This is a genomic window from Rivularia sp. UHCC 0363 (assembly GCF_034931125.1).
In the GTDB taxonomy this organism is placed as follows: domain Bacteria; phylum Cyanobacteriota; class Cyanobacteriia; order Cyanobacteriales; family Nostocaceae; genus Rivularia.
In genome coordinates, this window is the sequence record NZ_JAYGHM010000005.1 from 137,665 (window position 1) to 152,311 (window position 14,647).

16 protein-coding genes are annotated in these 14,647 nt (G+C 37.1%); 11 read left to right on the forward strand and 5 right to left on the reverse strand.

All coding sequences use genetic code 11. The annotated features are described in order from the left end of the window. Positions 1-17: 17 nt before the first annotated feature. The 6 genes from VB797_RS04815 (at position 18) to VB797_RS04840 (ending at position 6,276) form a co-directional block, all read left to right on the forward strand. Positions 18-623, forward strand: coding sequence for a Uma2 family endonuclease (locus VB797_RS04815; RefSeq protein WP_323236507.1), 606 nt, complete (start codon positions 18-20; stop codon positions 621-623). Between the two features lie 25 nt (positions 624-648). Next, positions 649-1,572 carry a WD40 repeat domain-containing protein gene (locus VB797_RS04820; protein ID WP_323236508.1) on the forward strand — a complete coding sequence of 308 codons (924 nt, stop codon included), beginning with the start codon at positions 649-651 and terminating at the stop codon, positions 1,570-1,572. 107 nt (positions 1,573-1,679) lie between these two features. Next, complete coding sequence (locus VB797_RS04825; RefSeq protein ID WP_323236509.1) at positions 1,680-1,946, forward strand: hypothetical protein; 267 nt, start codon at positions 1,680-1,682, stop codon at positions 1,944-1,946. Next, complete coding sequence (locus tag VB797_RS04830; protein ID WP_323236510.1) at positions 1,939-2,280, forward strand: type II toxin-antitoxin system PemK/MazF family toxin; 342 nt, start codon at positions 1,939-1,941, stop codon at positions 2,278-2,280. Before VB797_RS04825 ends, VB797_RS04830 begins: the two co-directional genes overlap by 8 nt. Before the next feature lie 76 nt (positions 2,281-2,356). Continuing rightward, the gene (locus tag VB797_RS04835) at positions 2,357-5,026 is read left to right on the forward strand and encodes a U32 family peptidase (protein WP_323236511.1); all 2,670 of its coding nucleotides are present in this window, start codon (positions 2,357-2,359) and stop codon (positions 5,024-5,026) included. Between the two features lie 101 nt (positions 5,027-5,127). Then, positions 5,128-6,276: a DNA cytosine methyltransferase gene (locus VB797_RS04840; RefSeq protein ID WP_323236512.1), complete on the forward strand. Its 1,149-nt coding sequence runs from the start codon at positions 5,128-5,130 to the stop codon at positions 6,274-6,276. On the opposite strand, the gene VB797_RS04845 is transcribed toward VB797_RS04840, so the two are convergent. Then, positions 6,239-6,988 (reverse strand): hypothetical protein, encoded by a 750-nt coding sequence (locus tag VB797_RS04845; RefSeq protein ID WP_323236513.1) that lies wholly within the window; start codon positions 6,986-6,988, stop codon positions 6,239-6,241. The genes VB797_RS04840 and VB797_RS04845 overlap by 38 nt on opposite strands. After that, complete coding sequence (locus tag VB797_RS04850; RefSeq protein WP_323236514.1) at positions 6,975-7,217, reverse strand: helix-turn-helix transcriptional regulator; 243 nt, start codon at positions 7,215-7,217, stop codon at positions 6,975-6,977. The genes VB797_RS04845 and VB797_RS04850 overlap by 14 nt, the downstream gene beginning before the upstream one ends. Before the next feature lie 263 nt (positions 7,218-7,480). Between VB797_RS04850 and VB797_RS04855 the strand changes: the two genes are divergently transcribed. Continuing rightward, positions 7,481-7,993 carry a DUF1993 domain-containing protein gene (locus VB797_RS04855; protein WP_323236515.1) on the forward strand — a complete coding sequence of 171 codons (513 nt, stop codon included), beginning with the start codon at positions 7,481-7,483 and terminating at the stop codon, positions 7,991-7,993. A gap of 58 nt (positions 7,994-8,051) precedes the next feature. On the opposite strand, the gene VB797_RS04860 is transcribed toward VB797_RS04855, so the two are convergent. Beyond that, the gene (locus VB797_RS04860; RefSeq protein WP_323236516.1) at positions 8,052-8,918 is read right to left on the reverse strand and encodes a LysR family transcriptional regulator; all 867 of its coding nucleotides are present in this window, start codon (positions 8,916-8,918) and stop codon (positions 8,052-8,054) included. A 207-nt stretch (positions 8,919-9,125) separates the two neighbouring features. Between VB797_RS04860 and VB797_RS04865 the strand changes: the two genes are divergently transcribed. From VB797_RS04865 to VB797_RS04875, 3 genes are all read left to right on the forward strand, one after another. Next, positions 9,126-9,905 carry a class I SAM-dependent methyltransferase gene (locus VB797_RS04865; protein WP_323236517.1) on the forward strand — a complete coding sequence of 260 codons (780 nt, stop codon included), beginning with the start codon at positions 9,126-9,128 and terminating at the stop codon, positions 9,903-9,905. Positions 9,906-10,032: 127 nt separating this feature from the next. Next, positions 10,033-10,788, forward strand: coding sequence for a sulfite exporter TauE/SafE family protein (locus VB797_RS04870; protein WP_323236518.1), 756 nt, complete (start codon positions 10,033-10,035; stop codon positions 10,786-10,788). Between the two features lie 124 nt (positions 10,789-10,912). Then, positions 10,913-11,425 (forward strand): hypothetical protein, encoded by a 513-nt coding sequence (locus VB797_RS04875; protein WP_323236519.1) that lies wholly within the window; start codon positions 10,913-10,915, stop codon positions 11,423-11,425. A 42-nt stretch (positions 11,426-11,467) separates the two neighbouring features. Here the strand turns inward: VB797_RS04875 and VB797_RS04880 are convergent, their stop codons facing one another. Next, complete coding sequence (locus VB797_RS04880) at positions 11,468-12,616, reverse strand: extracellular solute-binding protein (RefSeq protein WP_323236520.1); 1,149 nt, start codon at positions 12,614-12,616, stop codon at positions 11,468-11,470. Between the two features lie 339 nt (positions 12,617-12,955). Between VB797_RS04880 and VB797_RS04885 the strand changes: the two genes are divergently transcribed. Then, a complete protein-coding gene (locus VB797_RS04885; protein ID WP_323236521.1) occupies positions 12,956-13,336 on the forward strand; it encodes a hypothetical protein in 381 nt (126 codons plus the stop codon). 74 nt (positions 13,337-13,410) lie between these two features. Here the strand turns inward: VB797_RS04885 and cobT are convergent, their stop codons facing one another. After that, positions 13,411-14,556 (reverse strand): nicotinate mononucleotide-dependent phosphoribosyltransferase CobT, encoded by a 1,146-nt coding sequence (gene cobT, locus VB797_RS04890; protein WP_323236522.1) that lies wholly within the window; start codon positions 14,554-14,556, stop codon positions 13,411-13,413. Between the last annotated feature and the right edge of the window lie 91 nt (positions 14,557-14,647).

Sequence of the window (14,647 nt, forward strand, 5' to 3'; positions counted from 1 at the left end):
TTATTTTATTCCCAATCATGCAAATAACACAACAGCGCTATTACACTCCCGAAGAATATCTCGATTTAGAAGAAACTGCTAACAGCAAAAGCGAATACATTGACGGAGAACTTATTCCGATGGCTGGTGCATCTACAAATCATAATCGTATAGCGGGTAATTTATATTCTGCTGCTAACTTTGCTTTTAGAAAACAGAATTATGAAGCTTTTATCAGCGATGTGCGTTTGTGGATACCTAAACGACGAATTTATACTTATCCTGACGTGATGATTGTAGCTGGTGAAGCCGAGTATTATAACAGCCGCACGGATACAATTTTAAATCCACAGGTGATTATAGAGGTTTTATCAAAATCGACTAAAGGTTATGACAAAGAAGGTAAATTTGAAACTTATCGTACAATTGAATCTTTTCAAGAATATCTATTAATTGACCAAACAAGAATTCGTGTCGAGCAATATTCTAAAACTGCAAAGAAAAGATGGGTAATGCGCGAATATGATGAGGAAGACGAGAATATTACTTTCAATAGCGTACCTTTTGAGATTTCGCTGCAAGATTTGTATAGCAAAGTAAAGTTTGAAGCGGTTGAGTTGAAAGGCGATGATCAAGCAGTATAGGTATTTACAAATTGAATAATTATTGATGGAATACAACCCCTATACATTAACCAAATGCCTTCATACCCTGGAAGAGCATCCAGAGTGTATCATTTGTTTAGCTATTAGCTCCGATGGACAAATTCTTGTAAGTAGCTGCTACGAAGTTATTAGAGTTTGGGATTTATCCAAAGGTGAGCTAATTTGTCAATCAAAACATCTTCATAAATACACTATAGGTTTTCGCTTAATTGTTAATCCCGATCTAGAAACTTTCATCACTGACTATAACGGTTGTATTGAGATATCTGATTTATTAACGGGAGAATCATTTAAACGTTTTCAGGTCAGGTATTCTGCTGCTTTGGCTATCAGTCCCGATGGAAAAACTTTGTTTGTTGGTGGGAGTATAGAAGATGATAACACGATATCTGTATGGGATTTGTCAGCAGGTAAATTGATTGACACACTAAAGGGACATACTTACAAAGTTAATTTTCTCATCATCAGCCCGGATGGAAAAACTTTAATTAGTCAAGTTCATAATTACGAAACCAAAGTATGGAATTTGCTAACATATCAAGAAATTCCCACCTTCAATATACCTCCTCGCCAATTCATCGATTCTGCTGCAATAAATTCTGATGCAAAACTAATTGTCTGTGGTAGTAGAGATAGCTCTGTTAAAATATGGGATTTAATCACAAATCAGATAATTAAGAGCTTTGATATCAAATATACTGTGAGTCGATTTCCGGAATCAATACTTACAACAATGACTCCCGACGGAAAGATTCTTGTTTGCGCCGATCGTGAAAATATGAAAGTTTGGGATATAGAAAATGGTGAGGAATTTTGCACTTTAAAAGGACATTCATCTGAAATTCGGCGTGTTTCTATCAGCCCGGATGGATTAAAAATTGTTAGCTGGAGTGAAAATGGTTGTATGAAAGTATGGGGTTTGTCGTAATTTAACGCGATACAATCAGTTCAGGGGATTATCAAGATTTCCTTACACTGTAATAAAAATAGATTCTTTGTACATTATCTTTAAGAACAAACCAAATTCAATTATCTATGGAAACTACTAAAATAATTCAAGAATTGCCAAACCTAAGTACTAGCGAACGCTTACAAATTGCAGAAGCTGCTTTGCTACTAATTCGTAAAGAACAAGATTCGCTTACAAGAGAAGAACAAAAACAACAGTTAGCTTTGGCTGCAACGACAGCAATTGCTGATTATGCTCCAGAAGGAGAATTAAATATTTTTAATGCTATTGATGGGGAGGAATTTTATGAATATCCAGATGATGAATTAACTAATAAAGATACTCATGAATAGAGGTGAAATCTGGTTAGTTAATTTAGATCCAACAACTGGTAAGGAAATTAATAAAACTCGCCCTTGTGTCATAGTCAATGATAATGCCATTGGTATTTTACCTTTGAAGGTGATTGTACCAATAACTGATTGGAAAGAAAGATTTGCAATCCGTCCTTGGATGGTTAAAGTTGAACCCAGCACTGAAAATAGTTTGGTGAAAGTATCTGCGGTTGATACATTTCAAATACGCTCAGTTTCAGAAACAAGATTAATTAAACAGTTAGGAAAACTCTCAGATACACAAATGCAATTAGTCTCACAAGCATTAGCTATCGTCTTAAGCATTGTTTGAAATTAATTAATACTTAATCCAAGTTTTCCCACCCCTAATGATACGATCGCAATGTTGTTATCTTTTCCCTCAACTTATGACAACCGATTTACAAATACCTCAACTTCTCGCTCCTGCTGGTAATTGGGAATGCGCTAAAGCTGCTGTAGAAAACGGTGCGGATGCGATTTATTTTGGTTTGGATAAGTTTAACGCTAGAATGCGAGCGGAAAATTTCACCGAAGCGGATTTACCGGAACTAATGCAGTTTCTCCACTTGCGAGGTGTGAAGGGTTACGTTACTTTAAATACTTTGGTTTTTCCCCAGGAACTCAAGCAAGCACAGCGTTACATTCGTACAATTATCACCGCTGGAGTTGATGCAGTTATCGTTCAAGATGTTGGGATTTGTCGGTTGATTCGCCACATTTCACCCGACTTTCCTATCCATGCATCTACGCAGATGACGGTAACTAGTGCTACTGGGGTGGAGTTTGCTAAAGAACTTGGTTGTAATTTGGTGGTGTTAGCGCGGGAATGTTCGATTAAGGAAATTAATCAGATACAGCAGCAGACAAAAGAAACCTTACCTTTAGAAGTGTTTGTTCACGGTGCTTTGTGCGTTGCTTATTCGGGACAATGTTTGACTAGTGAAGCCTTGGGAGGACGTTCGGCTAACCGTGGTGAATGCGCTCAAGCTTGTCGGATGACCTACGAGTTAATCGCAGATGGGGAAGTTGTAGATTTAGGCGAACCTACTCCGTATGGGCTTCGCCAACGCAAATATCTGCTCAGCCCTCAAGATTTGTCTGGATTGGAAGTTTTACCGGATTTAGTTAAGTCTGGTGTCAGTTGTTTGAAAATTGAAGGACGTTTGAAGTCGCCGGAGTATGTGGCAAATGTGACTAAGGTTTATCGCGAGGCTTTGGATAGGTTAGAGGTTGAGATCCCCCCTAGCCCCCCTTATAAAGGGGGGGATAAAAAAGCCCCCTATTTTAAACATATTGAAAAAACCGATAATGCCGAATTTACGACTTCCAACCATAAGAAGCAGAAAGCCCCCCTTCTTAAGGGGGGTTGGGGGGATCGAGAAAAATACAATCTGGAAATGGCGTTTTCACGGGGAATTTATACAGGATGGTTCAGTGGAATCAACAATCAAGAATTGGTTCACGCACGGTTTGGTAAGAAGCGCGGGGTTTATTTAGGAGAAGTTAAACGTATAAATAAGGAAAAGGTAACGATATCTCGTACAGATGCGCGAAATGTCCCGATCAAACCCGGTGATGGTGTGGTGTTTGATTGCGGACACCCGGAAGCGAAGGAGGAAGGTGGCAGAATATATGGGGTGGAACAAGGTAAGGATGTTGTACTTACTTTTGGTAAAGGTAACTTAAATTGGCAACGGATTCATGTTGGTGACAAGCTTTGGAAAACTTCAGATCCGGAACTTGATAAGCAGTTAAGGCAAAGCTTTGCAGGAGATAACCCCAAGTTTCAACGTCCGATTGATGTAGAGGTGCATGGGGAAGTTGGAGAAAATTTAGTGGCGATCGCTCGCGATGAAATCGGTCATGTGGTGCAGGTTGAATCCACAATTGAACTGGTAGAAGCCCATAATAAACCTTTAACTACTCAACGCTTACAAGAACAATTCGGACGTTTGGGTAATACTCCTTTCTATTTAAAAAACTTGACAAATTGCATCACTGATGAGTTGATGTTACCCGTCAGTGAATTAAATAAAATGCGTCGGGAAATTGTAGCTCAGTTGGAAGAATTGCGAAGTCAGCCTAAAAGATGGGTAGTTAATGAAAATGCTTCTTTTAAAGATGTACTTATTTCTGATTCTCCTAATATTCCTAATTCCCCAAATTTAATAGTTTTAGTAAGAAACCTTAAACAACTAGAAGCAGCATTAAAAACCGGAATCACAACCATATATTGCGAATTTGAAGACCCCAGAAAGTATAAAGAAGCAGTTGAGAAGGTCAAAGGTTATAGGTTAGAGGTCAAAGGTCAAAGGTCAAAGGTTGAAAATGCTCCCCCCATCTCCTTATCTCCCTATCTCCCCATCCTCTTCGTTGCTCCTCCGAGAATTACAAAACCTTCGGAAAATTGGATTTTACAGCAGGTAATTAATTCAAATGCTGATGGTTATTTGATTCGTAATTATGACCATTTAAAGTTCTTTGCTAATGAAAAATGTATTGGAGATTTTTCGTTGAATGTCGCTAATGGTTTAACTGCGGATTATTTTAAAAATCGTTTTAATTTAGAACGTTTAACGGCTTCTTACGACTTAAATATTCATCAACTTCAAGATTTATTAAAAACTTCTCCTCCGAGTTGGTACGAGGTGACAATACATCAACATATGCCGATGTTTCATATGGAACATTGCGTTTTTTGTGCTTTTCTTTCTGATGGTACCGACTTCCGCAATTGTGGAAGACCTTGTGAAGAACATGAGGTGAAAATTAAAGATAGAGTCGGAACGGAACACGTTTTACAAGCTGACGCTGGTTGTCGCAATACGGTATTTAACGGTACCGCTCAAACTGGTGCGGAATACGTACACAAACTTTTAGAATTGGGTTTGCAAAACTTTCGGATTGAATTTGTAAATGAAAGTCCCGAAGAAGTTGAGCGAACTATATATAGATATCAACAGTTAATTAATGGTGAAATAAAAGGTTCAATATTGTGGCGAGAATTGAATTTGCAAAGTCAATTGGGTGTGACTCGGGGGAGTGTTGTGAGTTGAGAGTTTTGCTAAATATCCACTAAGGCAACTTTTCACAGGTTCTAAAGAAAAGCGATTGAATCACTTGCTTTTTAATAATGAATACTTTAGTATTCATTATTATGGAATATACAATTATTGATTTATTTGCAGGTGCAGGTGGCTTGTCTACAGGATTTCATCTGGCTGGATTCAAGTCCCTATGTGCCATTGATATGAATAGTAAAGCTTTAGCAACGTATCAGCATAACTATCCAGAAGCGCGTATTATTCATCAAGATATCCAAGAAATTAATCCTTTAGAATTGCGATTATCGCTTGGATTACAAAGAGAAGAACTTACAGCTTTGATAGGTGGTCCTCCCTGTCAAGGTTTTTCGCGTAATGTCACAGCAGCATATCGATATTTGAATGACCCTCGCAATCTTTTATATAAAACATTTCTAGAGTATGTAAAAGAATTTAAACCTCTGTATGTTGTAATGGAAAACGTACCTGAAATATTAAAGGCATATGATGGTGCAGTCAAAAATGATATATATATTGAACTAGAATCAATTGGATATAAAGTTACATCAACATCTTTGAATGCTGCTGATTACGGCGTTCCACAAACTAGGTCAAGAGCTTTTTTTCTGGCTAGCTTAGATAGTCAAACACCATCAATTCCACAACCAACACATAAAAATTTTAAAGTTGATTTTCAACTGCAATTGAGTATATTTGAATCATCGCTTAATCCAATTACTACTGTTAGAGATGCGATCGGTGATTTACCTTCATTAGAAGCCGGTGAAGAGTATATTGATGAGTATTACCCTTATCCCGCACAAAGCGATTACCAAGTTTTAATGCGTAAGATCAGTAAAAAATTAACTAATCATGTTGCGCGTGCTTTAAGCCCAGTTCAGATGGCTAGAGCAAAGATATTAAAAGAAGGAGAAGATGCGAGAAATTTACCATCTAAATTAGCTCCAAAAAAACACTACAGCGGTGCATATGGAAGATTATTTTGGGATAAACCAGCTAAAACAATTACTAAATGGGTTTTTCATCCTGGTTCTGGAAGATTTTTTCACCCTACTCAAAATAGAACTATTACAATCCGAGAAGCAGCTAGATTGCATTCCTATCCCGATAATTTTCACTTTTTAGGTTCATACACAAATATGGCTGCTCAAATTGGGGAATCTGTTCCTCCAATACTTGCTAAAGCCATTGCTTTATCATTACTTAAGGAGAATCGTCTTCAGATGAAGACTCTTGCTTGAATTGTTGCTCTAATGATGACAAAATAGTTTCTACGTATTTAGCAGGATTGAGACGATATCTTTTGACATTTATACGAACTGATTGCTCGGGAATGGTTCTAGCTCTGAAAAGTTGTTTTTGATTTTTATACCAGACTAATTCTATGTTTCCCGCAATGCTTCCCTGTAAACCAGCACCTAATTTACCAGTGTTTTTATTTGTTGTCCAGTTCCAAGAAAAAGTATCTGCTTGTAATGGTTCTAAAGGATATTCACAATAAACATATTCTATACCTTTGATAGTTTTCAAAAGTATACCTTCGTAACTAGTTCTAACAGCTTGTGCTAAACGACTGGTAATAATTTTTTCATTCCAATGTTTAATAACATCTGCTCCGATTTCTTGCGGTGAAGATTTTTCCGTTAATCCAGGAAAACCAAGTAAATCTGCTTTTTTTATAACATCTGCTCTTTGAATTACAAATAAAAAAGAGCTTCCAACTAAAAGATTACTTTTTTGAAGCGACTTAAGCGACCAACCAATCGCATTTTCTCTATCAACAGCGTCATATAAAAGTTTACTGCGTCCTGATGCCGGATCTAGCATCGGAAGGTTTTTGACATAATGGAAAATTGCTTCCCATGCATAATCTTCTATGGAACCAATAACCGGGGATGCAATTGTGGCAATTATCCCTTGCTTTAATCTTTCAATTTCTTCATTCGTTAGCACTCAAAGCTTCCTCTACTCCTTTTAAAAATTCACTCATTGTCACTCCCAAAGCTCCCGTAATATGGCTAAGAACTCGTATAGAAGGACTTTTTAAACCGCGCTCAAGCTGGCTAATATAAGTTCTATGCAAACCTGTAATTTCTGCTAGATACTCCTGTGACCAACCTTTTTCTGCACGACGACGCTGTATTTCTTGCCCTAAATAGCGATCTAATTTTCCAGACTGCATAAGTCATAAATTAAATCTTTGAAGACAATAGTTCTACAGACTAAAGTATTCACAGAAGGATATCTTCCAACGATACGATCGCAATGGTGTTGTCTTTCCCCCAACTTATGACAACCAACTCCTTATCTTATATAGATATCAACAGTTAGTTAATGGTGAAATTAAAGGCTTGATAGAGTTAGATCTGCAATATTTGCAGGGGAGTATCCCATTGACCAAATTTCAAGGACAATAAACTTAATCTAATTACCAGGATAAAACTTATGGCTATTTCCATGTATCAAGCTTCAGTACCTTCGCTTGTTCGATCGCTGAGTAACCTTGCAGCGATTCTTGAAAAAGGTGCTGCTCATGCTGAAGCCAAAAAAATCGATCCTTCTATACTGATTGGTAGCCGTTTGTATCCAGATATGCTCCCTTTGAGTCGGCAAGTTCAAATTGCCTCAGACGTTGCTAGAAGAGGTGCAGCAAGATTAGCGGGATCTGAAGCACCGACAATTGAAGATAATGAAACAACTTTTCCCGAACTAATCGCTCGTCTTCAAAAAACTACTTCTTATCTAGAAACTTTGACACCTAATCTCATTGATGGTTCGGAGGAAAAATCGATTTCTCTTCCAGTTGGTAAAGACACTATGACTTTTAAGGGAATGCCCTATCTGCTTTTCTTTGTTCTACCCAACGTCTATTTTCATGTTACAACTGCTTATAATATTCTCAGACATTGTGGAGTAGAGCTAGGTAAAATGGACTTTCTAGGAAAACCTGAGTCTTAAATCATTGATTAATTCTGCTTGAATTCCTAGTAAAATTGGAGGTATTCACAAGAATGTCTTAAAATACCTCCAAAAACCTATCCAAAACCACCGAAACATCATTTTTCCGCCAAATAATCGCAATACTAACTTGCGGTGTTTTTTCGACAAAATATTTATAAATTACTCCCGTTCTTCGTAAATTTTGTAATGATTCTGGAACGATCGCAACGCCAATCTCAGCAGCAACTAAACTAACTATTGTTTGCATTTGAATTGCTTCTTGAGCAACCTTGGGACTAAAACCGACTTGCTGACAAAAGCTAATAATTTGGTCGTAAAGTCCCGGTGCTAAAAAACGAGGAAATAATATAAATGATTCATTCTTCAAAGATTGCAAACTGACTCGATCTTGATTCGCTAAAAAATGATTTTGAGGAAGTGCGATCGCTAATGATTCTTGAAAAATCACCTTTGATTCATAAGTATTTTCATCTACAGGCGGACGCACAAAACCAACATCAATCCGACCTGACTGCAACCAGCGTAATTGTTCGTCTGTAGTCAATTCATGTAATTCTAAACTTACATTAGGAATACTATTACGAGTATTTTGTAAGATATTGGGCAAAATATTATACGCTGCCGAACTTACAAAGCCCACAACTAACTGTCCAATTTCTCCCCGACTAACTTGTCTTCCGAGAAATATTGCTTGTTCGAGTTGTCGAAAAATTTGCTGTACTTCAACTAGAAAAACCTCTCCTGCTTCGCTTAATTCCACCTTACGCTTAGTGCGGTGAAATAATTCAAAACCTAATTCTGTTTCCAACTGACGGATTTGTTGACTCAAGGGAGGTTGAGCAATATGTAATTTTTCCGCAGCTTTTCCAAAGTGTAATTCCTCTGCTAAAGTCACGAAATAACGTAAGTGTCGTAGTTCCATTATTTAATTTTGGATTTTAGATTATGCGATCAATTGTGTAGGGACGCGATATATCGCGTCTCTTGATATATATTTTTTATATATTAATAGTGCAGCAAATATATATTGGACATAATTAAAAACTTTTTTTATGCTGTTAAATGTAGAGACGTAATACATCACGTCTCCATCGCAAAGTCTATTGTAAAAACAAATAATTTAACCAAAATGAATCAAACATCAGTATCCAATTACGATTGGAATAGTTCGCTGTACCAAGAAAAACACGCTTTTGTTTGGAAGTACGGCGAAAATTTATTACAAATACTCAATCCGCAACCAAACGAGCGAATATTAGATTTAGGATGCGGTACGGGACAATTAACGGCGAAAATTGCTGGTGGTGCTGAGGTAATCGGAATTGATAGCGCACCTGAGATGATTGAGCAAGCACGACAAAATTATCCACAATTAAAGTTTCAAGTAGCTGATGCAAAGAATTTTCATTTATCCCAACCCTTAGACGCTGTTTTTTCCAACGCTGTACTCCATTGGATTCCCCAAGCAGATAACGTAATTAATAGTATTAGCAAATCGCTCAAAATTAATGGTCGTTTTATTGCTGAATTTGGTGGAAAGGGAAACGTTGAATCAATTATTAAAGCTTTATATAACGCATTAGAAAATATTGGCGTTAAAAATGCGCCAAATCTAAATCTTTGGTATTTTCCCAGCATCGGTGAATACGCTTTAAAGTTAGAAAAACAAGGTTTTGAAGTTACTTACAGTTACTTATTTTCTCGTTCAACTTTATTACAAGACAAAGATGCAGGTTTGGCGAATTGGATAAAAATGTTTTGTGGAAATTTCTTTCAAGGCTTATCGGAAGAACAAAAAATAATGGTAATTCAAGATGTAGAAAAGCAGTTAAAACCGAAGTTATATCAAGAAGGAAATTGGTTTGCAGATTATAAGCGCATTCAGATAAAAGCAATTAAAATAGGTTAAAACGGTAATATAATTACAAGCTTCAAATTCCTAACTCCTAACTCCTAATTTCTAAGATCTTCCAATCCAAAATCCATTGACGCACAAGAGTCTTCTCGTAGAGTAATCTAAAATCTAAAATTCTGTGATGGAATCAATAATCTTTTTATTCACTGCATCATTGCTTGCAGGAATCGTTAATGGTGTCGCTGGTGGTGGTGGTTTGATTGCTTTTCCCGCACTTTTGATCGCGGGAGTACCTGCTATTAATGCTAATGCTACTAATGCAGCAGCACTTTGGTTTGGTACAGTTGCAAGTACTGTTGCTTACCGTCGCGAGTTTTCTAGTAAACAGCACTCATTACTATTATTAAGTTTGGTTAGCGTTGTGGGAGGAATAATTGGAGCTTATTTACTTTTACACACATCCCCAGCTAAGTTTTCCGCTTTAATTCCATACTTGATGTTGATAGCAACGCTGTTGTTTATATTCAGTCAACCGTTAATGAAATGGTTAAATAAACGCAGTCAAAATTCAGTTCCTTTTCGTTTACCACTATTTATCATTTTGCTTTTACAGCTAGCGATCGCAACTTATGGGGGCTACTTTGGTGGTGGTGCTGGAATCTTGATGTTAGCTGTATTAAATCTTATGGGTATACAAAATATCAACGCTTTGAATGCTTATAAAACTTGGTTGGCAACCTGTATTAATGCAGCGGCTATCATTTATTTTACTATTGCAAATAAAATTGTTTGGTTTGAAGTCATTATCATGGCTTCGGGTGCAGTTATTGGCGGTTACAGCAGCGCTTCTCTAGCACGTAAAATACATCCCTTGTGGATACGCAGTTTCATTATCGGCGTTGGTTTAAGTATGACTTGCTACTTGTTTTTACGATAGGCAAATCAGATTTTTGAGCTAATTTGTATACTCGTAAAAACTATATTTGGAGATTATAATAAAAAGAAACACTGCTGTATCTAAAACAAGTCAATATATTTTAATTATTCATTAACAATTTATTATGCGTCAGCTTTCAATACTTTTTAGCCTCTGCATTAGTTCACTTTCTGTATTACCCATTCAAGCCCAAGCAAGAGATTCCCGAGTTCCCGAAGCTTCTCAAGCACCTTTGGAATTAGATTTATTAACTAATCCTAGAGATAATGTAATTACAGCAAATACTATTTCCCAAAAACAGTTAACGGTTCCAAGCTTATGGTGGGCCCAGGAACAATCGGAAAACAAGCTTTTAGATAACTGGATAGCATATCCTACAATCAATTCTCAACGAGGAAGAGTCGATTTAATTGTTAACGAACAAGTTTGGAATATTTTAGATTATTTAGAACGTTATAATTTTGTCAATCATTTGGGTAGCGTAGCGCGAGATTATGGTTATAATATTCGCGTTTTTAATTACGAAAAAGAACCTTTAGCAACTTATACTTGTAATTTAAATTTACCTAAACCTGCGTGCAAAATTAATATGAATGCCGCAGGTTTACTGATAAACCCTTCTATTTCACAAAATTAATTATCATTTATCGACAAATAATTAACCTTTAACCTTTAACCTTTAACCTGTTTTCATTGCATTAAATAAAGAATCATACTGTTCGGTACTTGATTTAGATAAAGGAAGTAAAAACTCACTTTTATCGAATTGAGGATTCGTTAATAAAAGTTTTTGTAATGGTTGGAGAATATCGGATGCTGCTATATTTGTCGTCACTGGGGAATTCCCTTTGGTAAGTAATGCTATTTCCTTTGCAATATGAGGTTCCCAGCAAAAATCAATCCACTTATTTGATAAATCTTTTTCAACTTCACCTGTTGGCTGCACCCACAAATCCGCCCAAAGTGCTGTTCCGGAATTTGGAACAACTACGCTCAGTTGTGGATAACGGGAGAGTATGGACACAATATCATTTGACCACCCGACTGCTAACCAAGTATCTCCAATAATTAACGGTTCGAGATAATTAGTTGAATCATAAAATTTAACCTGTTTACTTAACGTTTGTAGTTCCTTTTCTAAAGATGGAACTTCTTGTAAATTCTCGGTGTTGTAGGATTTGCCTAATTTTTTTAACGTCAAACCAATAACTTCCCGCGATTGATTGAGTAAAGAAATCCGTCCTTTTAATTCTTCTCTCCACAGATCGCTCCAATCTTGCAATTCCCAATCAAATTTTTCTAACTTGTCACGACGATAAACAATTACCGTATTACCCCAACGGTAAGGTGCAGCCCAAATTTGTCCTTGCTTGTCTACAAAACCTTGACTATTCCGCTCTACCAACTCTTGCCATTTCGAGGATAAGTTAGACCAATTTTTTAGTTGTTCGCGAGATAATGGTTGAATCAGTTGATTTGCGATCGCCTCTTTTAGCCAAAAATCTCCTAAAGTAACTAGATCGGTCTCGCTTGGTTGAGATTCGGTAAACGGTAGGGAGATCTTAAACCCTTCAGATTTTTTCCCCGATGTTTTGTATTTGTGATACTTTTCCAATCGGTTGAATAATTCCCGCAACTGTACCACCGGAGAGAATTTTAACTGAGCCTTCGCGGATAAACTTTCCTGAAATTGTTTGAGTATTCTTCCTGGAATTGAACCTTTGAGTACCTGTACTGTTAATTGAGGCTGTTTGGAAACATTACATCCTACAAGCAATTGCGAGATTAGCAGTGTAGATGTACCGTATAAAAATGAGCGTCTACGCATTTATTTTGTTGTTAAATTTGAAATACAAAGAACTGCTCTAAGCATTGTAACTAATAGATTCCGCAAACTGGTAATATCACAATTCACTGCTGTATTTGATATATTTTTAGTTTTAAATATCTATTATGCAGTATTTTTATTTTTGATTAACATTCTTTTTTATAAATCTGGGTAATAGAAAACACAATTGCAACTAATTTACGGATTAGTAAATTCAGTATCGGCTAAGAAACTAAAAACCGATAAAAACCTAAAGGTTAAATAAATTGTTAAGTATAGTTAAGTTTTGTTATATAAAGAATAATATATATAGATAGAAATATTGAACGGGGGTATGAAATGGAGCAGTTAAAACTTCAGGTCTTGAGTTTGAGTAAAAGACTAGAAGACCTTTATCAGGTAATTGAGCAACTTGATGGTAAGCTTTCTCAAACTTTAGCGGACTGTAATTTAGCAAAAGCCACTCAGGCTGAAGAACCCGACCAAAAAGTTACTAACACAGGAAAATATCAATTAAAGAATTCAACTGGTTTTAATTCCGGGTTAGAACATAAAGATGTATTAGTAGACGATGTTTATTTAGACGGGACTTTTGAAGCAGGAGATAGACAACTAACTCCAGATATTCAAATTCAACGATTAACTGCACAACTAACAGCAGCATACAATCGTATTGCGGCATTAGAAGAGCAATTATTACTCAAAAGAATCAATTCTTAAGCAAATAAATCAAATATCAGCTTTTCCCAGCCAAATTAAAAAAATCAATAATGCGATTACTAGAGTCGCGTCAATTACGTTTGCCAATAACGGTCTAATTGAGCTTCAATTGCTTCTAAAAATTGGTGTTGCTGCCAGTTTCTGCTTAAATAGGCAGCAATACAAGCACCTCCAGCACCCATACCCTCCTTAACAAATCCTTGTTCATAAGCTTGTAATTGAGCATAGCGAGAATTATCAAAACATAGTTCAGTAGCAATTAAAGATGGTGCGATCGCGCTTTTCTTACCTATCTCCTGAGCTAATTGTGTTGTTTTACAAGTAGAATCAATCGCAACCCAACGAGTAGTACCGACAACAACTTCTTCAGGTTGCCAAGACAAATTATAAAATTGAGCGATCGCGCTTGCTAAAGCAAACACAGCCAGCATTTGCGTACCACCAGCAAGCATTACACCACCATGACGGCTCGCAGCGATCGCCATTCCAGCCACAGCAACCTGCATCGGGTCTCCCACAGCAGCCACAAGCCGCAGCGGATCTACAGAATTTTGGATTTCCCCTTGTCCCCCTGTCCCCATGTCCCCCCATCCCCCCATCCTCCCCAACCCCGCTTGCACAATTTCCCATTTTTGAGCGTGATTGCAGATAGGATGAGAACTATTAACCATACCTTGGGCTGGAATACCCAAACCTGTCAAAATTGCCAAAGCAGTAGTAGTTCCACCAACAACGCATTCACCTATAACTAAATATTCGTTTTCCTTGTTGCGAGAAAGTCTTTCACCCCAAATCATTCCTTGCTCCAACAAACGTTGTATCGTAGCAAAATCCATCGCTGCACCTTGACTCAAACATTTAGCCGGTACACCTTGCAAATCAATAGTTGGTACAGTTGGGGGTTCGAGTAAACCCGCATTAAATAAGTAAACTGGAATATTTAGCGTCTCCACCACAGCGCGAGTAATAAACACCGGAGACGCACCCGCAATCAGTGGAGGTAAGGGATATTGCCCCTTTTTATCCGCTCCATAGTATAAAAACTCAGCATCAGCTAAAGCCGTATATTTTCGGTCTTCAGGAGTGCGACCAGCAGCAGAAATACCCGGGATCAAAGACGTTTGAGTGAAACCCAACACGCAGGCAAATGCAGTTTTTTTACCTTTATATTTAGCAACCCAAGCTTCACCTTGAGTAATATTTGTGTATATGCGAAGCATTTAATTTTGGATTTTAGATTTTAGATTTTGGAATGAAGAGTTAGGAGTAATTAAGGTCAAAGGTCAAAGGTTAAAGGTTAAGTAGGTTGGT

Coding starts and splice junctions, on each gene's coding strand:
- VB797_RS04815 (WP_323236507.1), top strand. CDS start 18: ATGCAAATAACACAACAGCGCTATTACACTCCCGAAGAATATCTCGAT.
- VB797_RS04820 (WP_323236508.1), top strand. CDS start 649: ATGGAATACAACCCCTATACATTAACCAAATGCCTTCATACCCTGGAA.
- VB797_RS04825 (WP_323236509.1), top strand. CDS start 1,680: ATGGAAACTACTAAAATAATTCAAGAATTGCCAAACCTAAGTACTAGC.
- VB797_RS04830 (WP_323236510.1), top strand. CDS start 1,939: ATGAATAGAGGTGAAATCTGGTTAGTTAATTTAGATCCAACAACTGGT.
- VB797_RS04835 (WP_323236511.1), top strand. CDS start 2,357: ATGACAACCGATTTACAAATACCTCAACTTCTCGCTCCTGCTGGTAAT.
- VB797_RS04840 (WP_323236512.1), top strand. CDS start 5,128: ATGGAATATACAATTATTGATTTATTTGCAGGTGCAGGTGGCTTGTCT.
- VB797_RS04850 (WP_323236514.1), bottom strand. CDS start 7,217: ATGCAGTCTGGAAAATTAGATCGCTATTTAGGGCAAGAAATACAGCGT.
- VB797_RS04855 (WP_323236515.1), top strand. CDS start 7,481: ATGGCTATTTCCATGTATCAAGCTTCAGTACCTTCGCTTGTTCGATCG.
- VB797_RS04860 (WP_323236516.1), bottom strand. CDS start 8,918: ATGGAACTACGACACTTACGTTATTTCGTGACTTTAGCAGAGGAATTA.
- VB797_RS04865 (WP_323236517.1), top strand. CDS start 9,126: ATGAATCAAACATCAGTATCCAATTACGATTGGAATAGTTCGCTGTAC.
- VB797_RS04870 (WP_323236518.1), top strand. CDS start 10,033: ATGGAATCAATAATCTTTTTATTCACTGCATCATTGCTTGCAGGAATC.
- VB797_RS04875 (WP_323236519.1), top strand. CDS start 10,913: ATGCGTCAGCTTTCAATACTTTTTAGCCTCTGCATTAGTTCACTTTCT.
- VB797_RS04880 (WP_323236520.1), bottom strand. CDS start 12,616: ATGCGTAGACGCTCATTTTTATACGGTACATCTACACTGCTAATCTCG.
- VB797_RS04885 (WP_323236521.1), top strand. CDS start 12,956: ATGGAGCAGTTAAAACTTCAGGTCTTGAGTTTGAGTAAAAGACTAGAA.
- cobT (WP_323236522.1), bottom strand. CDS start 14,556: ATGCTTCGCATATACACAAATATTACTCAAGGTGAAGCTTGGGTTGCT.